The organism is Veillonella parvula, from assembly GCF_036456085.1.
In the GTDB taxonomy this organism is placed as follows: Bacteria; Bacillota; Negativicutes; order Veillonellales; family Veillonellaceae; genus Veillonella; species Veillonella parvula_E.
The window spans coordinates 1,094,520-1,119,609 of record NZ_CP138632.1; the positions used below are offsets into that span (position 1 = coordinate 1,094,520).

The following is a 25,090-nucleotide window of genomic DNA, read 5'->3' on the forward strand; positions in this document are numbered from 1 at the left end:
ATTCTCTCTCCTATATATTACTTTCAAATAATTATTAACTTATTAGTTCGATTATATCTCTCAGAAAACATAAAATCAACATTTTATGTATATATATGTTTTATATGACAAAAGAGAGTTGCTTCATACAACTCTCTTTCACTAATCAATCAAAATATACTTAATTTTAGTTATATTCAGTTTCATATTGCAATTTAAGATTATTTAAAATTATCAGTTATCACATTAAAAAGAATCATAAGCATAAAAATAACTAATATAGGTATTACAGAATAAAAATCTCTTTTTGCTTTTTTCAATAGAATAGGCATTTTCTCTAAAGTAAGTGAAGAGTCAGACTTAATGGCCAAAATTCTCAACCACAATTCTAATACCCAACTCAATATGCCTATAACAGCTAAAAGATGAATTAAATTATCACCATCATAAGGAATATTAATGAGTATAAAAACCAGACAGCCTATTCCTATTTCCGTATATAACATAGATTTAGAACGTTTAACTTGTTCCTTGTCTAATACAAAATAAGGATTCCTAATAAAATATAGACAATATATACATAATAAAAATAATGAAAGACCACTCTTCATATATAGCTCCATTTAAAATAAAATTATAAATGCAATCTTTCTAACCAATTATTACGTGCTAAAACTACAATATATCCATCATTCCTTAAATCCTCTAATACATATACTCTATACGATTCATTTTCATATACATAACGAGTTTTAGCTTGGTCAATTAACTCCCAATTCCCACTCAAGGGTTTTATTGATTCTATATCTTTATGTAATGAATCTTTCCTTATATTTCTTGCCATACCTTTTGAGAAAAGAGTTCTTCTGTTCGACTCATATACTTCGCTAGCATTCAAATATTGTTCTCGAGGAAAATATGCATTTAAAGCTTGTATCAATTCTACTCTAGACTGCTCAACTTTATCATTATAGAAGAAATTGTAGCATAATCCACAAATTAGCCATACAAAAGAGCAGCCTAAAAATAAGTACCAAAAAACAGAATAAATTGTTTTAAATTTCATCACTAATTTTCCCTCTTATCTCATCAATATCACTAATATCAGAGTCAACTCTATTAGTTAACTCTTTGTAGTATAGTTTGCCACCCATCGATTCCGAATACCTAATGAACAGGTCCGTAAAAGCTTATCTAATCAATTTCATCAACGAACTTTAAATCATTTATCTCCATAAGTTAGCTCTAAAGATACCTCACCATTAGAGGTTAATGTATATACTAAACCAGAGAATGGGGTTTGATTATAGAATTTAAAAGTCTCAATCATCGCTACCACTTCATTTTTTAAATCATACATAACTTCCGAAATAATAGCCGGCTCTTTATCATTATTTTCTATATACTTTGTAATACATGAATCATCCTCAGTTTTATAAACCAAAAGCTCTACAGAAGGATTATCAACATTCATCTCAAAATGTAATTTAGCACGATGCCAATTTAGAGGCGTTAATTTAAATATATGTTTTGCCACTTTATTATAATGTTTCTCAAGTTCCGATTCTAAGCTTTTATGCTTTAACTTAAATGCCTTATCAATGGCAGTATAATTTTTTGCTAATACACGAGATTCCATATCCTCCAATAATAAAACACCTCGAGGACCTTTTAGCATTTCTTTATATACATCCGGCTCAAATTCATCTTCTCTAGCCAGAACACCAAAATTCTGATATCTCCACTTATGTCTATTTTGAAGCCAATACTCATCAGTTACGCGATCATTAGATCCAAATAGTGGATAAATGGGTGTATAAAATTTGTAGTAAAGAAAAGCCAAACACCCAAAATAATACCTACTACTATTAAACAAGAAAGACCTATTCTCTCAAGCCATTTTTTTGAGTTTCTTCCTATCCGCATGAAAGCTCATCCAATCAATTCCATCAACGAACTTAAAATCATTTATCTCCATAAGTTAGCTCTAAAGATACCTCACCATTAGATGTTAATGTATATACTAAACCAGAGAATGGGGTTTGATTATAGAATTTAAGAGTCTCAATCATCGCTAAAATCTCATTCTTTAAATCATACATAACTTCCGAAATAATAGCCGGCTCTTTATCATTATTTTCTACATACTTTGTAATACATGAATCATCCTCAGTTTTATAAACCAAAAGCTCTACAGAGGGATTATCAACATTCATCTCAAAGTGTAATTTAGCACGATGCCAATTTAAAGGCGTTAATTTGTATATACTTTTGGCCACTTTATTATAATGTTTCTCAAGTTCTGATTCTAAGCTTTTATGCTTTAACTTAAACGCCTTATCAATAGCAGTATAATTTTTTGCTAATACACGAGATTCCATATCTTCCAATAATAAAACACCTCGTGGACCTTTGAGCATTTCTTTATATACATCCGGCTCAAATTCATCTTCATTTTCCAAAACACCAAAGTTTTTATATACCCACTTATATCTATTTTGGAGCCAGCAATCGTCAGTTACAGGGTCATTATGGAATTCACAATGTGGCTCATAATCATCGTGTGAAATATACATTGTCCCCCACGTCCATTGCTCTGTAGAGGCTTCATGTAGTAATCGTACATACGTTAAAATCTCACTAGTCCCAGCTTTTATAGATTTTATTTTTTCATCACTGCAATTATATAGCAAATCTCCATAACTAATGATTGAACCAGCCGGGGTTTTTACATAATAACAAGCCGAACTCATACCTGATTCTGTACATTCAAAAAACAAATAAATCTTATACCAATATTTAGGCGTACACTCCACCAATATATCTCTTATTTTATTAATATATGTATTCATAGTTATTCCTATTAATCTTCACTTTTCCAATTAAATTTATTTAAATCTTGATGAAATTAAATACAAACATACATGTTAATAAAAATAACATTGGCAATGTAGAATAAAAATCTTTTTTAGCTTTTTTATTGAGCATTACTTTCACGTCAGGTGATAAACTACAATCCAATTCAATAGCAGGAACTCTTAACCACATTTCTAATAAAAACAGAATTACAGATATCAATTCTAATAAAAACCGCACTAGTCTAGAATATCCTGCAAAAATAATATATAAGAAAATTATCACACCTAAAAGCAGCTCTGAAATTAACAAAGATTTTGAGCGTTTAATTTTAATATGCTGTAATGTGAAGTATGGATTTTTAATGAAATACAGACAAAATAAAAATGCTAAAAATCCTGCAAATACTACTATCATAGCTTTCTCCTGTAAGACTAGTAAATATTTATTCCACGTCTATAATTCAATTATATGTTAAACTAATGTATACCACCAACGAATATTTTATTATATACGGCAAAAAAAGCACCATCTATCGAGGGACGACTTATGTTTCGTTTAGTCCCTAAATAGATGGTGCTTTTTATTTTAGATTCCGTCGTGCCGCCAGACTACCAGCACTGCTAGCTAGTCCAGCCCGATTGATATGTGGGTTCCCATGTTTGTACGTCTTTGGCTTGCTGTCTTTATCTTCTACTTTTGATTTCTCAAATTTAGTAAATAGATTGTCTAGCTCACGCAAGAGCGCACGTTTTTGTGAGTCTTTCAACTCGAATACTTCACCTTTATAGGCGATGTATTTATTTTTTAATACAGGACTGAGATCATAGATGGGCTCGTGTTGTTCTCCATTTACATCCAACAGCTCATCCAAGGTCAATCCATAATATCGAGACAGAGCACAGAGTGTATCTAAATCTGGTTCGCGATACCCTGTTTCGTAATTTGAAAGCGCCGCATTACTGATACCTACGGCCTTTGCTACTTCGATTTGGCTTTTACCCATGCGCACGCGAGCACGCTTTAAGTTCTTGTAAAACTGCATGTTCATCACCTGTATCGATACATAAACAACTACAAACTATAACTTCTTATAATAATGTATCACTGATTTTTTTGAAAGCTTCATCAGCAACGGCTAATGTGCGTTCCACTTCACTGCTCTTATGGCAGATAGATACGAAATTACTTTCATAAGGACTTGGCGCATAGTAGATACCATGACTCAAGTTATGGTGGAAGAACATTTTAAATTGTTCTTCGTTGCAAGATGCTGCATCATCAAAGTTCTTAACTGGTTTGTCAGTAAAGAAGATGGTGAACATAGAGCCTACTCGTTGCACAACAACAGGCACATTGTATTGTGCCGCCAATCTTTCAAAGCCTTCGCAAAGGGCAATCGTCGTATCTTCTACTTGTTTAAACACCGTTGGATCCCGTTGCAGAATGGAAAGTGTTGCCAAACCAGAAGTAACAGCAATAGGATTACCACTCAATGTACCAGCTTGGTAAATAGGACCAGCTGGAGCAATTTGGTTCATAATCTCACGAGAGCCACCGAATACAGCAAGTGGCATGCCGCCACCAACGATTTTACCAAGGCATGTAAGGTCCGGTTTGATATTGTAACGTTTTTGAGCCCCACCGCTGCTAGCACGGAAGCCACACATGACTTCGTCAAAAATCAGTATAGCACCGTGAGCCTTAGTTACTTCACGCAAGGTTTCGAGGAAACCTGGTTCTGGAGGCACACAACCCATGTTACCAGCTACAGGTTCAACGATGATTGCCGCAATAGTATCGCCCATATCGTCGAATAATTTACGAACCGCATCAGAGTCATTGTATGGCAATGTTATGGTATTTTCTGCTACGCCTTGTGGAACCCCAGGGCTATCTGGTACACCAAAGGTAGCAAGGCCAGAGCCAGCTTTTACCAAGAGAGCATCGCTATGACCATGGTAACAGCCTACAAATTTCACGATGCGATCACGACCAGTATAGCCACGAGCAACGCGCAAGGCACTCATGGTAGCCTCTGTACCAGAGTTTACGAGGCGGATAACCTCCATGGATGGCATGAAGGCTTGTATCTTTTTAGCCAATTCTGTTTCTAGTAATGTAGGCGCACCATAGCTAGTACCGCGAGGAATAGCCTCTTGTAGGCTCGCGATAACCTCTGGGTTCGCATGGCCCAAGATCATAGGGCCCCAGCTCAATACATAGTCGATGTATTCGTTATTATCGATGTCATAAATACGGCTACCACTGGCACTGCTAATAAACGGAGGGTTGGATCCTACGCTGCGATAGGAACGAACAGGACTATTTACGCCGCCAGGCATATAACGTTTAGCCTCGTTAAAGGCCTTTTCAGATTTACCGAGTTGGAACATAGTTCCTCCTTATTGTTGTAACCATTTAGCAATATCTAAGGCATGGTACGTAATGATGATTTTAGCACCAGCACGCTTCATGGAAAGCATTGTTTCCATAACTAGGCGTTCTTCGTCGATAAGACCAGCCGCTGCGGCAGATTTAACCATCGCATACTCGCCAGATACATTGTATACTGCAACCGGCAATTCATAGCGGTCACGCGTTTCACGAACGATGTCCAAGTAGGACAAAGCCGGTTTAATCATGATAATATCCGCACCTTCAGCGATGTCGAGTTCGATTTCTCTGAAAGCTTCCAAGCGATTGGCTGGATCCATTTGATAAGATTTACGATCACCAAATTTTGGCGCAGAATTAACAGCGCCGCGGAACGGACCATAGTAAGCAGATGCGTATTTTGCAGCATAGCTCATGATGGATACATTGGTATAGCCTGCCGCATCAAGGGCTTCACGAATAGCACCTACACGGCCGTCCATCATGTCGGATGGAGCCACCATATGTGCACCTGCTTCCGCTTGGCTCACCGCTACTTTACAAAGTAATGGCAATGTTTCATCGTTCAAGATTTCATGGTCATCAATCATGCCACAATGCCCTGTCGTAGTATATTGGCACAAGCACACATCAGCTACAACCAATAGATTTGGTACAGCTGCACGGATGGCTTTAATGGCTTGTTGTACTGGTTGGGACATATCCCATGCAGAGGAACCTTTTTCGTCCTTGTATGTAGGAATACCAAAGATTTCTACACCACGCACACCAAGATCATAGGCCTCTTGGGCTACTTTCACAGCTTCATCAACAGACAAGTGATATTGACCTGGCAATGTGTCGATTTCTTTTTTGATACCTTCACCAGGCACAATAAATAATGGATAAATCAAATCAGTTACGTCGAGTGTCGTTTCGCGTACCAAATCTCGCATTTCTGGATTGATACGCAAGCGGCGAGGACGGTATGTTAAATCGTACATGTAATCCTCCTAAATATCTTTTACAATAGCGTTTACTAAGCCATCAGTTGTATATACATCACTGATGATAGCCGGTTTAAGACCTGCACTCATAGCCGTAGCAGCTGTAATTGGACCGATACAAGCCACTTTAGTATTGCCTAATAGCTCTAGTGCATTATCGCCCAATAATTGGATTGTATTTGTTACAGTAGAAGAACTTGTGAAGGTAATGTAATCTACTGTGCCTTCTGTTAAAGCTGTTATTAATGCGTCTTGTTGAGAGGTATCTTGTGTTGTTTCGTATAAACGCAAAATATCTACATCCATATTGCGATGACGCAAGCAGCGTGGGATCACATCGCGTGCTACCTTTGGTTGAATCAACAATACAGAATCCCCTGCATTGAGTTCTTCTTCAAGAGCCTCCACAGCAGATTCTGCCTTGTAATCTACAGGAATGATATCTGGTACGATGCCATATTTATGGAGTTCACGAGCCGTAGCACAGCCGATAGCTGCCACCTTAGAATTGCCTAACGCACGTGTATCTTTGCCTTCTTTATAAAGAGCATCGAAGAAGTAGCGAACCCCTTCACCAGATGTGAATACGATGCATTGGTATTCTTTTGTATTATTGATGATACGTTTATCTTCATCAAATAATTCCAATGGAGATGTTTTGATTGCCGCTGCTTCCACTACATTTGCGCCTTGAGCCGCTAATTTTTCGCGGAATGCACTTGCTTGGGAGCGAGCGCGTGTGACCACAACAGTTTTCCCGAATAAAGGTTTATTATCGAACCATTGTAATTTTTCACGAAGGTTGACTACATCACCTACTACGATGATAGCTGGTGCTTTCAATTTAGCCTTTGCTACATCTTCAACGACATGTTCAAGGGTAGAAACCAATACCTCTTGTACTGGTTTTGTTCCCCACCGAACAAGTGCTACTGGTGTAGAGGCTGCCCGGCCATGGGCCATCAGCTTTTCGGCAATGACAGGCAAGTTGCCGACACCCATTACAAAGCAAAGTGTATCTACCGCCGTAGCAAGTCCTTCCCAATGGATACCGGATACTGCTTTTGTAGGATCCTCATGACCTGTTACAACCGCAAAGGATGTGGCCATAGCGCGTTGTGTTACAGGAATACCCGCATAAGCAGGCGCTGCGATAGGAGATGTTACACCTGGCACGAATTCAAATGGTACACCGGCTTCGCCAAGAGCCATCGCTTCTTCACCACCACGACCAAATACGAGCGGATCACCGCCTTTTAATCGCGCTACAATTTTGCCTTCTTTACCCTTTTGGACTAAAAGCTCATTGATTTCCCATTGGTGCATTGTGTGATCTTTACATTGCTTACCAGCGTAAATCAGTTCAGCATCTGGACGTGCCCATTCTAACAGATGAGCATCTGCTAAATAATCATATACAATTACATCTGCTTTTTCGATGCATTCACGACCTTTTACAGTGATAAGTTTAACATCGCCAGGGCCCGCACCAATTAGATATACCATACCTGTCATTTTATGATTCCTTCCTCTATGAGAGCATCCACAATACGTTTGCCCCCTTCTTCGTATAAAGCTTTTGCAAGGTTTTTCCCAAGAATTTCACCTTTTTTAGCAGGGCCAGAGATTTCCCCTTCGTACACAGTTTTTCCATCGAGGGATGCAATCATGGCTTTCAAGGTTAATTGTCCTTTATTTATGATACCATGTACGCCCATTGGCACTTGGCAACCTCCGTTTAGTTGACGCAAGAAACTGCGTTCCCCTTCAACGGCATAGCGCGTTGCTTCATCGTTGATAGGAGCCAACATATCAAGCATCTCCGTATCGTCGGCGCGACACTCAATAGCGAGCGCCCCTTGTCCAACGGCAGGAATCATTTCATCCGCCTTGAAGACTTGTGTAATTTGGTCTTCTAAACCCAATCGTTTAAGCCCTGCTTGAGCCAAGATAACACCATCTAGCTTTTCCGTTTCGATCTTGCTCAAACGAGTCTGTACATTACCACGAATAACCTCTACCTTTAGGTCAGGGCGAACATGTAGCAATTGAGCTTGACGGCGCAAACTACTGGTACCAACACGAGCCCCTTGTGGCAATTTGTCCAGTGTTTTATACACGGGACTCACCAACGCATCATAAGGTACTTCACGAGCGGAGATGGCACCAAGAGTAAGGCCTTCAGGCAACTCTGTAGGCATATCCTTTAAACTATGTACGGCGATGTCGATGTTGCCTGCATGCATAGCCTCTTCTAATTCAGCAGTAAATAAACCTTTACCACCAACTTGAGCCAGTGGTTTCTCTAGGATACGGTCACCCTTTGTATTAAAGTGAACTAGCTCTACTGTAATATTGGGGTACAGACGTTGTAATTCTGCACTAATATGTTCAGCCTGCCATAGGGCAAGGGCACTTTTTCGCGTGCCGATTCGAATATGATCTCTCATGGCATTAGCCTTCTTTCTCAAGATTAAACATATCTTTGAATAAGTCCCAGTACAGACCTTCTTCCTCCGTACCAGCAATTTCGTTGAAGTGAATCATCGGTTCACGCAACATTTTGCGAATGATCATGCGACTCATCGAGTCCATAACACGGCGCTCTTTATCGGAAATATCTGGCAATTTTGCTAATGCGCGATGTAATTCACGACGGCGAATACGCTCCGCTTTTTCTGTGAGCAATGCCATCATCGGACGCACTGTTAAATAGCTTAATTTATCCAATAACTCTTCAATAGCATCGTGAATAATAGGTTCTGCCCGACGAGCTTCCTCTTCGCGCTGTGCCTTGTTTTCTTCTACTACACTTTCAAGAGAATCAATATTAAATAGATAAATACCGTCCAAGTCTGCCACCGCAGGATCGATATCGCGAGGCACCGCTATATCGATCATAACGATGGGTTCACCCTTACGAAGAGTCGTAATTTTCTTGGCTTCTCGTTCCGTAATAATATAATGTGGCGCCCCTGTAGATGTGATAAGAATATCCGCATCTTTAGCATAGTCTACAAAGTTATCGAGCTTAACAGCTTTACCATTAAAGCGTTCCGCTAACATTTCAGCCTTAGCAAAGGTTCTATTAGATACGAAAATCGTTTTTACACCCTTCGCTTGTAAATGTGTAGCCGTCAACTCGCTCATAGTACCTGCCCCTAAAATGAGTACCGTAGCTTCAGATAATGGCTTATCTAAGCTGTCCTCAGCTAGGTTAACAGCGGTGTAACTAACGGATACAGGCGTATTTGCAATGCCCGTATTGGTACGCACCTTTTTACCAACCCCAATAGCACGTTGGAATAAAATATTAAATATTGTGCCCGTACAGCCTGCGCTATAAGCCTGAATATAGGCTCCTTTTAATTGGCTCAAGATTTGACCTTCCCCCAACACAAGGGAATCAAGGCTAGCAGACACACGGAATAGATGTTCAATACAGTCCCGTTCTTCGTAGAAGAAGAATGCATCTGCATCAATATAATCTGCGCCTTTTAAATCTTTTAACACTGCCAACATGTAATCCTTTGGAAATTCTACGCCTTCTAAAGCAGCATAAATTTCCGTTCTATTACAGGTGGATAATATAACGCATTCTGAGATACAGTCAAATTCATAGAGGCGGTTTAGTGCGGCAACTACCTCGTCTTTATCAAACGAGAAACGTTCACGCACCTCTACAGCGGCACTTCTATGATTTAGACCTAATACCACTAATTGCATGGTTTAGTTTCTCCTCTATAATCATCCAATCTCCCTTGAGAATGGCTTCAAATGTTTCTACCGTCAGATTGTCTCGCCAAAATTTCTGTCGAGCCTCTGGCGTAGGAAGTAGTAACTTTACTTCTTCTCTAAATATTTTAAGTCTAGGCATAGCCTTTTGCAACTGACCATAACGATTCATCATATCTTGTCGTACGAGACGATTGATACGAGGTCCTACATTATTGGCACTAATAGCAATATGAAGATCGCCGAGTTCAAGGGATGACGGCACAGTAAATCTACACGCGCTCTGATCATCACTGCGGTTGGTCCACACACGATGTTTTTTTCCTAGCTCATACAAGGTATCGTTTAGTTCATGATTATCTGTGCAGATAAACAGCAAACTACTCGAAATAATATGCTCTTCGTCGTTCATTGTGAAAGCCCGATCACACCAAGTGATGCGATTTTCCTTTGTCCATTGGCTAATCGTATCCGTTACAGCAGGAGCGATAACGACAATTTGGCAAGGCTCCTCAATAAAAAGCTGCATCCGTCGTTCCGCTACTTCTCCGCCGCCTACGAATAGGATTATATCTTCGGTTGTAGGTTGAAATGTTATGGATACCATGGCTGTCCTACTATATATAAAAAAATCGGCTTGATGGTCAAGCCGATTTTCAACTGCCTACATAAATCGTTTCAGGTATACGCCGATACGCCCTTTACGAGAGGTACCTGTAATAGCTTCTACCTTCATTCGGCCACGACCACGCATGGATATGACATCCCCTTCTTTAACTTCTTGGGATGCACCCTTAGCTGGTTGCCAGTTTACTTGCAATAATCCTGCATTAATAGCGCTTACCAACTTGGTACGAGACACGCTAAAACCAGAACTTGCCACCGCATCTAAGCGCAAAGAAGCAACTGTAGTGCGGACTTCTTTAATTTTTTCTTCTTTTGGTGCAATATCTGAAAGCTCAATAGCCTCCACAGATACGGAAACCATAGCGATTTTTGTGAAGTTTTGAATCACAAAGTCTGCTACGCTTTCATCCACCATAATTTGAGCGCCCCCTTGTTGGACGATAACGTCCCCAAATTTGGAGCGATCAATGCCTAGGCCCATTAAGGAGCCAAGCACATCGCGATGAGTGAGCAATCGGAACCGAGGGTCCCAATTCACCTTAAGGGCGCAAATGCCCATATCCACAGTACCGTTAAAGTCGCTGTCTACGAAAGCGATACGAATGCGTTCCGCCCCTTCATAGCCACCATCAGTTTTAACTGTTAACTGTGGGTAATTAGCCTTGATAGCATCTGCAATAACAAGGCCTGCAGGACTCGTAAAGTCCGCCACACGGTACGGGCGACCTTTAACAACCTGCTCAGCCAAATCTAGCATACGGCGAGCTTCCTCGCCACTGCCGCTGGCCTCGAAATATCGTATTAATTTACTAGTATCTGCCAAAATTATTTCCCCAACTCATTCGACCGAGCAAGACATGCTACTACGCCATCTTGGAGAGCACTGCGAAGTCCACCTTTTTCCATAGCACCAATACCCGCAATGGTAGTCCCACCAGGGCTTGTCACCTGATCTCTTAGTACCGCTGGATGATTGCCACTTTCAAGAGCCATCTTACCAGCGCCGTACATCGTTTGAGCCGCCGCCTTTATCGCCAATTGACGTGGTAAACCAATTCTAACACCCGCATCAGCCAATGCATCAAGGATGACAAACATATAGCCAGGCCCCGCACCAGATAGTGCGCCTAAGCGATCTAAATCGGCTTCGCTCACCACTGCTACCTCGCCTACAGCCTCAAATAAGGCTTGTACAGCACGACCTAGATCAGTATTCACATCATCCCCGGCAAGTGCCGTCATGCCCGCACCGATAGAAGCCGGTGTATTTGGCATAGCTCTAAACCAGTTAGCTTGTGGAATCGCCGCATCAAGAGTATCTAAGGTTATACCTGCGGCAACAGAAATCATAACAGTCCCATAAGGTACTTCTTTTAAAGTCTCTAACACAGATGGTAACACTTGTGGTTTTACAGCCAATAGAATAGTGTTGTACTCGTTTACATTAGGCAATGTAGTAAAACCTACTACACCAAGCTCCTCTGTAAGAGCCTTACATTGTTCTTCGCGACGCACTAGAATGTGTGTATCACGTGCTTTCAAAACACCATGCTGTAATGCACCGCGCAATAGAGCGCCACCCATTGAGCCAACGCCTATACATAGGGTTTTACCTAACATAGTTATCACCACCATTTATAGAGAGATTATTTATTTTCCCAAGAGTATTCGTTTTGCTCAGTTGTGTTGCTTTCATTGTCATTATAATCAATGGAAATATTTACAGGTACGCACATGAAAATGTCTTTACCTACTTTTTCCAATTTGCCATCCAATGCATAAGTCGCACCAGATACGAAATCTACAATACGAGCTGCTTCATGAGGGTCTGTATTTTCAAAATTAATCAATACAGGACGCATGTCGCGCAATTGATGTGTAATATTTTCAGAGTCTTCAAATACTTTTGGTTCAATTACAACTACTTTCATAGCTGTTGGACGTTGTGTCATCGTAGATTGGCCTCCTACCTTGCGTGGATGAAATTCAGATGCACCGGACACGGGAGCCGCTGTTGCTACTGGGGTAGGTTCAGCTTCGTATTCCTCTTCATCTTCGTATTCGTAATCATCATATTCATAGTCATCATCAGTTCTGCCTAAGAATAAGTTTTTTGCTTTGTCTAAATAATCTCCCAATGCCATTTGGATTTCCTCCTAATACAATTAACGCTTCCGATTATCAGGTAACCCGAACCTTAATAATATACACGTTCCCCAAAAATTGCTGTGCCTACACGAACGATGTTAGCCCCTTCTTCCAAAGCAACCTCAAAGTCGTGAGTCATCCCCATAGATAAATATTGAATCTGCCCTTCTTCAAAGTAGCGTTTCATATCCTCAAACAAGGCGTTCGCTACGCGGAAGATTGGACGAGCTTCCTGTGGATCATCGAAAAATGGTGCCATACACATCAAGCCTCGTACGCGTACATGAGGCAATGTTTTTGCATAGTCTCGTACTTCTGGAAACTCTTCAACGGTCATCCCCGTTTTAGAAGCTTCGCGGGCCACATTGACTTGCAGTAATACATCTTGTATCTTGTCGTGCTTTGCAGCAACCTTTCCGATTTCATCTAATAATTTACGGCTATCCACAGAATGAATTAAATCAAACATAGGAACCGCTTGACGCACCTTATTAACCTGTAAATGACCAATCAAATGCCATGTTAATTGTGGCCCCTTATAGGTTAGCTGTTTTTCTTTGGCCTCTTGTACTCGATTTTCCCCTACATGAGTGACACCGAGCCGTGCGACCTCTTCCACAGCCGACACAGGATGGTTCTTTGTAACCGCCACTAATAATGCTGTATCTACGCGACCAACACGCGCCATAGCATCGGCCATGCGCTGCTGTATAGCGTGTAGGGATTCTTCAATCACGTGAATGCCCCCTTCAATCTATATATCATAATCAACAAATATATTTGTATAGACTATTCTATTATATAGTATTTAGGCTCAAATGTACATGATTTAAGGCTATCCCCTCCACAAATCCAAGCATGTATATACTTAAAATATCATACGTTATTATGATTCCTGTGAAAGTCAAATTTTATCGGTCTTGTAACATCGCAAATAAGGCCATACGACCGGTTCGACCTCCCTCTCGACGATAGGAATAACAATCTACTTCCGTTACACTATCGGTACCACCAATCGTGATGTTCTCTGGAGGAACGCCATTTACAACGAGATCCTCACCAATAAAGTTCCATAAATTGATATAAGCCTTGTCCAATTTATCAGCAGAATAATTGACAACATCAGATGAATCTCGGTCTGTCATATCTCTCCAGGCTAATTCAAAGCGTTTACCTAGTTCTACATCTACTTCAAAGGACTCAGGTCCAATACTAGGCCCAAGATATATATAGCAATCTTTGAACTCGGTCCCATAAGCCTCTTTCATGGCCTCAATGGTAAGGACTGGTAAACGGCCAATGGCACCACGCCAGCCTGCATGCGCCGTAGCAATCGCATGATGTTTAGCATCGTAAATACCTACGCCAACGCAGTCTGCTGTGAACAGAAATAATGGCACATGCGATAGATTTGTAAATACCGCATCACAATCATCGATAGCGGTATCTTCTCCAAAAGCACCTGCCCCAACAAGGTCTTCTGTGATTTCTACAGCCTTTAAACCATGGACTTGATTGCCACAAGAAATACGATTTGGTTCAACACCTAAATATTTCGCAATAATAGCTCGATTTTCTCGTACGTTCTGAGCTTCATCGCCTACATGAAACGCTAGATTTAATGATTCATAAGGGGCTTTAGATACGCCACCATGACGATAAGTATCGCCCATAACAATGGGAAATCGATCAACCCAGCTCGGCGCCTCATAAGACCAAGTACCATAAGGGCCTTTCACATCTATACGTTTTACAGATTGACTCATCTGTTCCTCCTATTTACAAACGCCACAGCGTTTACAACCTTTTGCACATGGAGGGGTATAGGCTTCATCGATAGATCGTTGCCATTCCATTTCAAGATAGCCCTCCTGCATTCCCATGTCTAAATGACTCCATGGCAAGAATTCATCAAAACTGCGTTCACGATAATTCATATTATCCATATCCAGGCCAGCAGCCTTCATTTCGGACTTAAAAGATTTACTGCCCCGATCTGCAGCACATGCTGCAATAACAGCGCCTAAGCGGCGATCCCCACGAGCAAGAACGCCTTGAATATACGCCTCTTTAGGCGACTCTACGAGAACCTCGATGCGGCGATTCTTTTGCAATGCTTTCTTTATGTATTGTAACTTTTTCTCCACCACTTTTTGGTTATCCATGGCCATCCATTGGAACGGTGTAAAAGGTTTAGGAATAAACGGATTAATACTGAGCGTTAAACGACCTTTACAGCCTACTTTTTCCATATGAGCCTGTGTTCTTTCCGCAAGTCCTACAATAGCCTCAATGTCCTCATCGGTTTCCGTTGGCAACCCAATCATAATATATAAGCGCATGTGCTGAATACCTGACTTTGCAGATAAGGTGGCTGCATTTTGTAAATGCTCTTCACTGATTCCCTTGTTAATGACCCGACGCAAACGTTCACTGCCCGTTTCTGGCGCAATGGTAATCGTCTTTTGTCCACTGTCCGCTAGTCCATCCACCACGGCTTGTGTTAACGAATCGGCGCGCAAGGATGCACAAGAGTAGCGCATATCTTTAGAGCGAATATAATTAACGAGTTCGTCTACCTCAGGATAATCTGAGATAGCAGCGCCCATGAGCCCCACCTTTTTACCTAGCTTTTCTGCGCGCTCTACACCCTCTTTCAAAATGTCTAAAGGACGTACACGAGGTACGCGGAAGCAATACCCAGCCATACAGAAGCGACAGTGACGACCACAACCACGGGCTACTTCGATGATATACATAGCACCAAATTCAGTATAGTTCGTAGCCACTACCGTTTCACCACCGCTAGTGAGCATTTCAAAATGACGTTTGATCGTTTTAGGCACGCCCTCTGCAATATCATAGCCTTTAAATTCACCGTCTTCACTGTAAATCGGCACATATAAGGATGGTACATACACACCCGATATATCCGCTAATTGACGTAAAATAGCATGGCGATCCAAGCCTTCCATTTTCCCGTCCCGAATGATATCTAGGACGCGACTAACGATGCCTTCCCCTTCACCGATGATAAAAGCATCGATAAAGTCGGCAAAAGGCTCAGGGTTAAAGGTCGCACAAGGGCCCCCTGCAATAACGATAGGGTCAAATTCGGTACGGTCTTTTCCCATAATAGGTACACGGCCATGGCGCAACATCAAAGGAATATGGAAATAATCCATTTCGAAGGTGACATCAAAAGCAACTACATCAAATTGATGCATAGGCCTTTGTGTTTCAACGCTCATAAGCGGAGTCTTAGTCTTATCGTAAGCTTCTAATTCCTTTTTCTCAGGCAAGAAGATTCGTTCGCAGACGCTATCATTTCGTAAATTGATTTCCTCATAAATGATATGAAGTCCAAGATTACTCATGCCCACAAAGTATGTATTCGGATAAACGATAGCTACTTTTTGCCCTGCATGAGGATTTACTGTTACCCGACTGTCTTCATCTTTATATAATTCTTGTAATCGATCAATTAAATCTTTACGATTCACTAATTTCCTTTCTATATAAGCCCACTACGAATAGTGGGCTTAATAACACTTTACATATCATTTGTACATCTATAAAATTACATAATACTAATTTCGCCTATAATAAAAAACCAATAGATATTACAATTTAGATTTCAATTTATCCTTAGTATGAGCGGTCTTACTTTTAAGAGTGCTTACAATTTGTGGGCGATGTTTTCTTTCATAAGGATATACAACAACTTTTTCATCTTTATATTCTGCAATATATATGTCCTTAACAGAGTATCCTTGAGCTTGGATTTCTTGTTCAAGCCAATCTCTATCTTTTTCAATTACATCGAGGGTAAACTGATTAATTTGACCATCATCGATAAGGTCAAATCGAATATTATCTTCACCGAATTGAACCACGTTGAGCTGACCGTTTTGCTCCAATACGGCACGCTTAACATCCGTAACATATTGAACACCGGCAGCACGAAGTTTTAATTTAAGTTCAGCCGCTTGTATACCATAACGCATACATTCTTCTGTTAGAATATGACCTTTTTCGATTACTATAACTGGATGACCATCAAGAATTGCTTTAAAAATACGAAGATTCCCTTTTAAAAACTTAAGAGTCATTACGAGGATAGTCCATAAAATAAGAACTAACATAAACTGTAAAATGCCAATTTGATCATTGTAAATAATGGCACCGATAATACCACCAAGTACGTAGTTTTGCAATTGGTCTAAAGCAGAGGTTGGGGCTAAATTGCCCTTACCCATTAAATTGATTTGTAGAATAATCGCCAAGAGACCGATGGCGAGTTTTGCAAAGACCATCCCATAGACGGCCATAGCTTCTGTCATATGTGGTCCTCCTTATGGTAATGTGTCCGCTTTATCATGAATTCGATCTATAGGACTTACCTTATAAACACGTGTAATAGTATAGGTTGAAAATTCTGGATTAAATTGAACCTCATAGTAAGCATCACTTACTTTTAAAATCATACCATTACGAATCTTTAAGGAGTTAACCGCCAATTGGTCGCTCGGTACGGAACGATCTGAACTAAAAGAATGTAAAAATTGAGCCATACGAGAGGAGTCCTCAGAATAGGTTTTCATCCGATTATACTCTTGGTATTCAAGCCCTAAGAAGAACACTACGATTAAAGACAATATAATCATCAGGTCACGATAGCGACTAGTAAAACCATTTCGCAATACTTGTACTCCCAAAATGAGTAATGCTAACAGAACAGCTACAATTATAATAAAGCCCCAAGTTTGACCTATTACAGCCTGACTTTCAACATAGGCTAATGTGTAAAAATCCATGCTACACTCCTTTCAAATATTACTTTTTATTATACCATATTTGATTCCAATATTTTCGATGTAATCGTCAAGATGGCCCAAAATAATGTAAGAAAAGATAAAAAATAGCGACCCCTTACGGGGTCGCTTTTAATAAGCATATAATCTCACAAAAGATTACCTAAATAATACTCTTATTTTAACCAGCTCATCAAGTTGCGAAGTTCTGCGCCAACTGGTTCAATTGGATGATTAGCAGCTGCTTCGCGATGTTCTTTAAGGAATTTTTGACCATTTTTGGAATCTGCTAAGAATTCATCAGCAAATTTACCAGATTGAATATCCGCCAAGATTTGTTCCATAGCTTTTTTAGTATCTGCAGTGATTACGCGAGGACCTGCATGGTAATCGCCGTATTCAGCAGTGTTGGAGATGGAGTGGCGCATTTTTTGGAAGCCACCTTCGTAGATAAGATCTACGATTAATTTCATTTCATGCAAGCATTCGAAGTAAGCGTTAACAGGTTCATAACCAGCTTCAGTTAATACTTCAAAGCCAGTTTTAATCAACTCAGTAACACCACCGCACAATACAGCTTGTTCACCAAAGAGGTCAGTTTCAGTTTCGGATTTGAAGTTAGTTTCCAAAATACCAGAACGGCCACCACCGATACCAGAAGCCCATGCTAATGCCACTTCTTCAGTATCGCCAGATGGGTCTTTTTCTACAGCGTACAAACAAGGAACGCCGGAACCTTCTTGGTATGTACGACGAACTAAATGACCAGGACCTTTAGGAGCTACCATGAATACATTGATGTCTTCACGAGGTACGATTTTACCAAAGTGAATGTTAAAGCCATGAGCGAATGCCAAGTACGCACCTTGTTTCAAGTTTGGAGCAATATCTTGTGCATATACGTCTGCTTGCAATTCGTCTGGAATCAATACCATAACGATATCAGCGCCTTTAACGGCTTCTGCAGTTTCTTTTACTGTAAGACCTGCTTCTTCAGCAGCTTTCCAGCTAGAAGAACCACCGCGAAGCCCAATTGTTACGTCCATACCATTTTCTTTCAAGTTCAATGCATGAGCATGACCTTGGGAACCGTAACCTAACACTGTAATTTTTTTGCCTTCCAATTTGCTTAAATTACAATCTGCATCATAATAAACTGTAGTACCTAAAATTTTACCTGCCATATTAGACAACCTCCAAACATATTCAATAGAATATAGATTATATATACTGTACACAATCTAACAAATTTTTGCAAGATGTGGCGTACATTAATTTAGTATCAGTAAGCCAAGTTTTAAGCCTCTGATAAAAAAATTTGATAACTACCGAACCATCACCCATGGACGATCATCTTTCCATACAACTTGTACGGAAAGTCCAAAGACATCAGATAAAATATCATCAGTTAGTACCTTGTGTTTAGGACCTGCATGAATCATCTTACCCTCTCGCAAGATAGCTACATGAGTAATAAACGGTAGTATCTCTTCAATTTGATGCGACACATAGATAATCGGCGTCTGCTGCTCCGCCACCAAGGTAGATACGGTGCGTAAAAACCGCTCCCTCGCTGGTAAGTCCAAGCCAGAGCAAGGCTCATCCAAAATCAATAATTCCGGATTTGCCATAATAGACCGCGCTAACAATACACGACGCTGCTCACCAGCAGATAAGGTATAAAAACGATGCCCTTCCAAATAGCCTAGTCCAAATTCAGATAGTAGTTCTATCCCTCGCTGATGGACCTCAGGTGCTACCTCTTGGTATATACCAATGCTACTAAATGCACCAGAAATAACAATATCTTCAACGACTTGTTTATCCAAGGTTGACTGAAATTGTCCAAGAGCAGAACTGACAAATCCTAGTCTAGATTTGATTTTAGGCCACGCATATTTGCCAAACTCCTTACCAAACACACGCAAAGTGCCCGTTGTAGGAATTTGATAAGCCGGTAGCATACTAAGTAGCGTTGATTTGCCAGCTCCATTGAGCCCTAATAAGGCCCAATGTTCACCTTCCTCTATATGCCAATTTACATTATCTAAAATAGGTCTGCCATCACGGCGAAAGCAGACATTTTCATAATGGAGTAATTCACGCCCCACGTTATCAGCTCCTACATTTTTTCTCCGCGACTCATAGCGGTGATACCTGTTTTGGCAATTTCAAGAATACCATAAGTTTCCATAATTTGAATGAAGCCACGTAATTTTTCTACACTGCCAATGACTTCAATGATCATAGATGTAGGAGAAATATCTAACACATTACCACGATATACATCGGCAATCTGTACAATTTGTGATCTTGTAGAAGCAGATGCTTTTACCTTGATAAGCATTAACTCACGGCATACCACATCATGATCTTCAAACACTTTAACCTTAACAACATCGATAAGCTTGTAGATTTGTTTTTGCACTTGATCGAGAATTTGGTCATCGGCCTCTACAGTAATAGTAATACGTGCATAACCTGGCTGATTTGTAATGCCAGATGTCATTTTTGTAACGTTAAAGCCACGACGGTTAAAGAGTGCCAAAATACGTGTACCAATACCCGGTGCATTTTTTGCAATGATTAAGACTTGATGTTCTTTCGCCATTATAGCACCCCTTTCTTACCCATCATACCGCTTATCGTGCCGCCTGCTGGAATCATTGGTAATACATTATCCTCTCGTTCAACGCGACAATCCAAGACAATGCTTTCATCCGATGTAATGTATGATTTAAATTCTTTATTGAAAGTTTCAACATTATCTAGACGAGCTGCTTTCAAGTCAAATGCATCTGCGAGTTTCAAGAAGTTCGGACTCACTTCCAAATCTACATAGGAGTAGCGTCTATCATTGAATATTTCTTGCCATTGACGAACCATACCAAGATAGCCATTATTAATAATAACAATCTTAATTGGCAAATTATATTGGCGCACCATCATGAGCTCTTCACAAGTCATCTGGAATCCACCATCACCGACAACGAGGATAACCTGTTTCTTAGGCGCCCCTACTTGAGCACCGATAGCCGCCGGCAAGCCATACCCCATGGTACCCGCACCGCCAGAGGTAACGATAGTATGAGGTTTTTTATGAGTTAAGAATTGAGCCGCCCACATTTGATGTTGGCCTACATCACTTACGATTATGGCATCATCCTTAGCAATTTTATTAAGCTCAGATAACACATATTGTGCATGTAATACACCATTTTTAGACTCAGGGATTACCATAGGGTATTCCACTTGCCATTCTCGGATTTGCTCAAGCCACGCTTCATGAGTTGTAGGTTCTACAAGAGCATTAAGCTCCGTTAATACCTGTTTTAAATCCCCTACGATAGGCACGTTGATTGTAACATTCTTATCAATTTCAGCTGGGTCGATATCAATATGGATGATTTTAGCTTTTTTACAGAAGAAATCTGGATGGCCTGTGATGCGGTCATGGAAACGAATCCCTGCAGCAATCACGAGATCTGCCTCATCTGTACTATTATTAGCGGCTACAGAACCGTGCATACCAACCATGCCAAGAGCCAATTCGTGATCTCCTGGGAAGCCACCAAGACCAACTAATGTATTCGTCACCGGGATTTGAGCCTTTTCAGCTAATTCTTTAAGCTCATCCATAGCGCCAGACTTCAATACACCTGCTCCAGCAATGATAAGTGGGCGCTTTGCGTTTTTGATGAGAGTAGCTGCTTTTTTAATTTGACCTTGATGACCTTTATAGGTTGGATCATAGCCTTCAAGATGAATAGGTACTTCGTACAATTTGTTGTATTCCGCCATGGATATTTTTTCTGTTTGAATATCCTTTGGAATATCGATGAGTACAGGGCCTGGGCGACCTGTACCAGCAATAAAGTACGCCTCTTTAATGATGCGAGGCAAATCATGAATATCTTGAACAAGATAGTTATGCTTGGTTATAGGCATCGTAATACCTTGGATATCCGCCTCTTGAAAGGAGTCCTTACCGATAAAGGGCCGTCCAACCTGACCAGTAATGGCCACCATAGGTACGGAATCCATGTACGCAGTCATAATACCTGTCACAAGATTCGTTGCGCCAGGACCAGACGTAGCAAGACATACACCTACGCGACCAGATACGCGAGCATAGCCATCTGCCGCATGTGCAGCACCTTGTTCATGGCGAACAAAGTAATGTTTAATTTCAGGGAAACTATATATTTCATCATAAATTGGAATTACCGCGCCACCTGGATAGCCGAACATATCGGTTACACCAAGGCGATGCAATGTTTCAAGGACAATGCGTGCCCCATTGATTGTTTCTGCGCTCATAGGAAACCTTTCACCCAGCTATTCAGACAATATCTCGCTGGAATTTAAACGTTTAATAATGTAGCCATTATGTTTGAAAGTATCAATAATGTGTTGGATGTGCTCTTCACCATTTGTTTCTACCGTTACTTGCAATTCCACTTCATGGAAACGGTCAAGGTTTTTGAACTGATTATGGTCGAGTTTAATAACATTTGCATCTGCATCTGCTAACATTTGAGATACAGCCACTAACTGGCCAGGTTTATCAGGAAGGTTAACGGAGAAGGTAAAGATACGACCGCGCAATACGAGGCCTTTATTAATCATTGACGAAATAGTTAGTACGTCGATATTACCACCACTGACGATAGCTACCACCTTTTTACCGCGGCACTCTAATTTCTTGAGACCAGCGAGTGGCAAAATACCAGAGTTTTCTGCTACTAACTTATGTTTTTCAACAAGCAATAAAAATGCTTCCATCAATTCATAATCAGAAACGGTAATAATTTCATCTACATATTGCTTGATATATTCTAATGTAGTTTCTCCAATTTGACGTACTGCCGTACCATCTGCAATCGTCGCCACTTCATCGAGAGGTACAGGATGATCAGCCTTTAAGGCAGCTAGGGCACTCGCTGCACCTTCTGGTTCTACACCGATAATCTTAACACGCGGATTTTTTAATTTCGCCGCAGCCGCAATACCAGATACGATACCACCGCCCCCAACAGGAACGAGCAAAATATCCGCATCAGGCAATTCATCAAGCACCTCAAGGGCAATCGTACCTTGCCCTTCTATTACATCTTCATCATTAAACGGATGAACGAACACATAGCCGTGTTCTTTTTGCAACTCCATCGCCTTTTGATAGGCTTCGTCATAAATCTCGCCGAATAGTACAACATCTGCACCGTATTGTTTTGTAGCATTCACCTTGATAAGAGGCGTGTGTTTCGGCATGACAATAGTCGCTTTAATACCAAGACGTTTCGCAGCAAGGGCCACGCCTTGTGCATGATTACCGGCAGACGCAGCGATAACACCGCGCGCCTTTTCCTCTTCTGTTAGTTTTGCAATTTTATTATAAGCTCCACGAACCTTGAAAGAGCCTGTTATTTGCAAGTTTTCTGGCTTGATGTATACATCATTTCCACACTCGTCAGAAAACACATCACTATGAAGTAACTTCGTTTTCACAGTGATTGTGCTCAATCGCTCACGAGCCTCCATAAAATCATATAACTTATACATATACACGGTCTCCTCTAGTTAGTATTAAATGAAAGTCGAGTATTAGTCTTCAAATACTTCGATAGCACCTTGTGCAGCAGAGGATACGTGAAGAGCGTATTTTTTAAGATATCCAGTTACATTGGATTTGAATGGTTTCAATGCAGCTTTACGACGAGCGATTTCATCATCAGATACAGCTAGTTCCAATTTACCGTTTGGAATATCGATGTTGATAATATCACCATCTTCAACGATAGCAATGGTACCGCCTGCAGCTGCTTCTGGAGATACATGTCCGATGGATGCACCACGAGTCGCACCAGAGAAGCGTCCATCTGTCAACAAAGCTACATCTTTATCTAGGCCCATACCAGCAATCATAGATGTTGGAGTCAACATTTCACGCATACCAGGACCGCCTTTAGGGCCTTCGTAGCGGATAACTACAACATCACCTTTTACGATTTTACCGCCCGTAATAGCTTCAACCGCTTCTTCTTCGCTGTTGAATACCTTTGCTGGACCAGAGTGAACAAGCATATCTGCATCTACGGCACCGGCTTTTACAACGGAACCATCTACAGCAAGGTTCCCTTTGAGAACCGCGATACCACCAGTTTCATGTACTGGATTATCCCATGGATGAATAACATCTTCATCCACAACATGAGCGGCCGCTGCAATTTCACCTTGTGTTTTAAGAGCAACAGTTTTGCAATCTGTATGAAGACGACCATTTTCTGCTAAACGTTTCAACACGGCAGATACACCACCTGCAGCGTACAAGTCTTCAATGAAATATACGCCAGATGGAGATAATTTAGATAATTGAGGTGTATTTTGAGCGATGCGATCGAAATCGTCTAAGGATAATGGTACACCTGCTTCGTGAGCAATAGCCGGTAAATGAAGCGCCGTATTAGAGGAACCACCCAAAGCCATATCAAGAGCTACCGCATTTTCAAAGGCTTCACGAGTCATAATATCTTTAGGGCGAAGGTTTGCTTTTAATACCTCTACCGCTTGCATACCTGCTAATTTAGCTAAGCGCAAACGTTCAGAATATACCGCTGGGATTGTACCATTGCCAGGAAGGCCCATACCGAGAGCTTCTGTTAAACAGTTCATTGTATTTGCTGTATACATACCAGAGCAAGAGCCACATGTAGGACATGCCGTATTTTCGATATCGGCTAACTCAGCATCATCCATTTCACCAGTTTGATGTTTGCCTACGGCCTCGAATACGTCGGACAAACCAATCTTTTTACCTTTATGTACACCAGCGAGCATAGCCCCACCAGACACGAATACAGATGGGATATTAAGACGCGCAGCTGCAATCAACATGCCTGGCACTACCTTATCACAGTTTGGAATAAATACCATCGCATCGAATGGTGTAGCCATAGCAGTAGCTTCGATGGAATCTGCAATGATATTACGTGTAACTAAGGAGTATTTCATGCCGATATGGTTCATTGCCAAACCATCGCAAATACCGATAGTATTGAACTCGATTGGCACACCACCTGCGTTGCGGATACCGTCTTTTACGGCTTGTACAATATTTTTCAGGCCTACGTGACCAGGGATGATTTCATTGAAAGAGTTGGCAATACCGATGACGGGTCTACCCATTTCTTCATCAACAAAACCTAGAGCTTTTAGTAAAGATCTGTGTGGTGCACGTGCTACGCCTGTTTTCAAATTGTCACTTCTACAACTCATGTTAATCTCCTCACTTTTGAAAGCATCCACTTGGACAGCTTTCACGACGCATAAAAAAAGACGATTCCAATGAATCGTCTTAAAAGTTTACAAATGATATTCCTTTTGTTTACAGAATTCCTATATACATAAATAATCCTATGTACCCCTTGGAATAAATACACATAAGAAACAAACCATATAGTCAAATCTTATTGATTGTATATTAAACCATTCGCGGAACTTCTAAGACAAAAACGTGTTAAGTTGTTGTTCATAATTCGAATGTCATTA

The 25,090-nt window shown here is 40.7% G+C and carries 26 protein-coding genes; all 26 read right to left on the reverse strand.

The features are described from left to right. Nucleotides 1–200 precede the first annotated feature (200 nt). A complete protein-coding gene (locus tag PK1910_RS05135; protein WP_058948056.1) occupies nucleotides 201–590 on the reverse strand; it encodes a hypothetical protein in 390 nt (129 codons plus the stop codon). 23 nt (nucleotides 591–613) lie between these two features. After that, nucleotides 614–1,045: a hypothetical protein gene (locus tag PK1910_RS05140; protein ID WP_058948057.1), complete on the reverse strand. Its 432-nt coding sequence runs from the start codon at nucleotides 1,043–1,045 to the stop codon at nucleotides 614–616. Between the two features lie 156 nt (nucleotides 1,046–1,201). Then, the gene (locus PK1910_RS05145) at nucleotides 1,202–1,822 is read right to left on the reverse strand and encodes an immunity protein YezG family protein (protein WP_331299596.1); all 621 of its coding nucleotides are present in this window, start codon (nucleotides 1,820–1,822) and stop codon (nucleotides 1,202–1,204) included. A gap of 121 nt (nucleotides 1,823–1,943) precedes the next feature. Beyond that, a complete protein-coding gene (locus PK1910_RS05150) occupies nucleotides 1,944–2,831 on the reverse strand; it encodes an immunity protein YezG family protein (RefSeq protein ID WP_058948058.1) in 888 nt (295 codons plus the stop codon). A 40-nt stretch (nucleotides 2,832–2,871) separates the two neighbouring features. Then, the gene (locus PK1910_RS05155) at nucleotides 2,872–3,252 is read right to left on the reverse strand and encodes a hypothetical protein (protein ID WP_058948059.1); all 381 of its coding nucleotides are present in this window, start codon (nucleotides 3,250–3,252) and stop codon (nucleotides 2,872–2,874) included. Between the two features lie 166 nt (nucleotides 3,253–3,418). Further along, the gene (locus PK1910_RS05160; protein ID WP_008602586.1) at nucleotides 3,419–3,880 is read right to left on the reverse strand and encodes a helix-turn-helix domain-containing protein; all 462 of its coding nucleotides are present in this window, start codon (nucleotides 3,878–3,880) and stop codon (nucleotides 3,419–3,421) included. Nucleotides 3,881–3,926: 46 nt separating this feature from the next. Further along, entirely contained in the window at nucleotides 3,927–5,231 is a 1,305-nt protein-coding gene (gene hemL / locus PK1910_RS05165) for a glutamate-1-semialdehyde 2,1-aminomutase (RefSeq protein WP_008602585.1), read from the reverse strand. A gap of 9 nt (nucleotides 5,232–5,240) precedes the next feature. After that, on the reverse strand, nucleotides 5,241–6,215 hold the full coding sequence (hemB, locus tag PK1910_RS05170) for a porphobilinogen synthase (RefSeq protein ID WP_058948060.1): 975 nt from the start codon (nucleotides 6,213–6,215) through the stop codon (nucleotides 5,241–5,243). Between the two features lie 9 nt (nucleotides 6,216–6,224). Beyond that, nucleotides 6,225–7,733, reverse strand: a complete 1,509-nt coding sequence (cobA, locus tag PK1910_RS05175; protein ID WP_058948061.1) for a uroporphyrinogen-III C-methyltransferase — start codon at nucleotides 7,731–7,733, stop codon at nucleotides 6,225–6,227. Continuing rightward, on the reverse strand, nucleotides 7,730–8,668 hold the full coding sequence (hemC, locus tag PK1910_RS05180) for a hydroxymethylbilane synthase (RefSeq protein ID WP_058948062.1): 939 nt from the start codon (nucleotides 8,666–8,668) through the stop codon (nucleotides 7,730–7,732). Before hemC ends, cobA begins: the two co-directional genes overlap by 4 nt. A 4-nt stretch (nucleotides 8,669–8,672) precedes the next feature. Then, a complete protein-coding gene (gene hemA / locus PK1910_RS05185; protein ID WP_004696829.1) occupies nucleotides 8,673–9,944 on the reverse strand; it encodes a glutamyl-tRNA reductase in 1,272 nt (423 codons plus the stop codon). Further along, nucleotides 9,913–10,560 (reverse strand): precorrin-2 dehydrogenase/sirohydrochlorin ferrochelatase family protein, encoded by a 648-nt coding sequence (locus tag PK1910_RS05190; protein WP_058948063.1) that lies wholly within the window; start codon nucleotides 10,558–10,560, stop codon nucleotides 9,913–9,915. The genes hemA and PK1910_RS05190 overlap by 32 nt, the downstream gene beginning before the upstream one ends. Nucleotides 10,561–10,617: 57 nt before the next feature. After that, nucleotides 10,618–11,403 carry a YlmH family RNA-binding protein gene (locus PK1910_RS05195; protein ID WP_058948064.1) on the reverse strand — a complete coding sequence of 262 codons (786 nt, stop codon included), beginning with the start codon at nucleotides 11,401–11,403 and terminating at the stop codon, nucleotides 10,618–10,620. A gap of 2 nt (nucleotides 11,404–11,405) precedes the next feature. After that, nucleotides 11,406–12,200: a pyrroline-5-carboxylate reductase gene (gene proC / locus PK1910_RS05200; protein WP_058948065.1), complete on the reverse strand. Its 795-nt coding sequence runs from the start codon at nucleotides 12,198–12,200 to the stop codon at nucleotides 11,406–11,408. A gap of 26 nt (nucleotides 12,201–12,226) precedes the next feature. After that, on the reverse strand, nucleotides 12,227–12,724 hold the full coding sequence (locus PK1910_RS05205; protein WP_004695224.1) for a cell division protein SepF: 498 nt from the start codon (nucleotides 12,722–12,724) through the stop codon (nucleotides 12,227–12,229). Between the two features lie 53 nt (nucleotides 12,725–12,777). After that, nucleotides 12,778–13,464: a YggS family pyridoxal phosphate-dependent enzyme gene (locus tag PK1910_RS05210; protein ID WP_058948066.1), complete on the reverse strand. Its 687-nt coding sequence runs from the start codon at nucleotides 13,462–13,464 to the stop codon at nucleotides 12,778–12,780. A 175-nt stretch (nucleotides 13,465–13,639) separates the two neighbouring features. Continuing rightward, entirely contained in the window at nucleotides 13,640–14,494 is an 855-nt protein-coding gene (locus PK1910_RS05215; RefSeq protein WP_058948067.1) for a purine nucleoside phosphorylase YfiH/LACC1 family protein, read from the reverse strand. Nucleotides 14,495–14,503: 9 nt separating this feature from the next. After that, nucleotides 14,504–16,231 carry a TIGR03960 family B12-binding radical SAM protein gene (locus PK1910_RS05220; protein WP_058948068.1) on the reverse strand — a complete coding sequence of 576 codons (1,728 nt, stop codon included), beginning with the start codon at nucleotides 16,229–16,231 and terminating at the stop codon, nucleotides 14,504–14,506. Nucleotides 16,232–16,351: 120 nt separating this feature from the next. Further along, the gene (locus PK1910_RS05225; protein WP_021148486.1) at nucleotides 16,352–17,071 is read right to left on the reverse strand and encodes a DUF421 domain-containing protein; all 720 of its coding nucleotides are present in this window, start codon (nucleotides 17,069–17,071) and stop codon (nucleotides 16,352–16,354) included. Between the two features lie 12 nt (nucleotides 17,072–17,083). Next, nucleotides 17,084–17,545: a DUF3290 family protein gene (locus PK1910_RS05230; protein ID WP_021148487.1), complete on the reverse strand. Its 462-nt coding sequence runs from the start codon at nucleotides 17,543–17,545 to the stop codon at nucleotides 17,084–17,086. Between the two features lie 173 nt (nucleotides 17,546–17,718). Continuing rightward, nucleotides 17,719–18,726, reverse strand: a complete 1,008-nt coding sequence (ilvC, locus tag PK1910_RS05235; RefSeq protein ID WP_004695212.1) for a ketol-acid reductoisomerase — start codon at nucleotides 18,724–18,726, stop codon at nucleotides 17,719–17,721. 141 nt (nucleotides 18,727–18,867) lie between these two features. Continuing rightward, nucleotides 18,868–19,653 carry an ABC transporter ATP-binding protein gene (locus tag PK1910_RS05240; RefSeq protein ID WP_058948069.1) on the reverse strand — a complete coding sequence of 262 codons (786 nt, stop codon included), beginning with the start codon at nucleotides 19,651–19,653 and terminating at the stop codon, nucleotides 18,868–18,870. 11 nt (nucleotides 19,654–19,664) lie between these two features. After that, the gene (gene ilvN / locus PK1910_RS05245; RefSeq protein ID WP_058948070.1) at nucleotides 19,665–20,153 is read right to left on the reverse strand and encodes an acetolactate synthase small subunit; all 489 of its coding nucleotides are present in this window, start codon (nucleotides 20,151–20,153) and stop codon (nucleotides 19,665–19,667) included. Then, a complete protein-coding gene (ilvB, locus tag PK1910_RS05250; RefSeq protein WP_058948071.1) occupies nucleotides 20,153–21,862 on the reverse strand; it encodes a biosynthetic-type acetolactate synthase large subunit in 1,710 nt (569 codons plus the stop codon). Before ilvB ends, ilvN begins: the two co-directional genes overlap by 1 nt. An 18-nt stretch (nucleotides 21,863–21,880) precedes the next feature. Beyond that, nucleotides 21,881–23,104: a threonine ammonia-lyase gene (ilvA, locus tag PK1910_RS05255; protein WP_024061815.1), complete on the reverse strand. Its 1,224-nt coding sequence runs from the start codon at nucleotides 23,102–23,104 to the stop codon at nucleotides 21,881–21,883. A 42-nt stretch (nucleotides 23,105–23,146) separates the two neighbouring features. Then, a complete protein-coding gene (gene ilvD, locus PK1910_RS05260; protein WP_004695202.1) occupies nucleotides 23,147–24,817 on the reverse strand; it encodes a dihydroxy-acid dehydratase in 1,671 nt (556 codons plus the stop codon). Nucleotides 24,818–25,090: the final 273 nt, after the last annotated feature.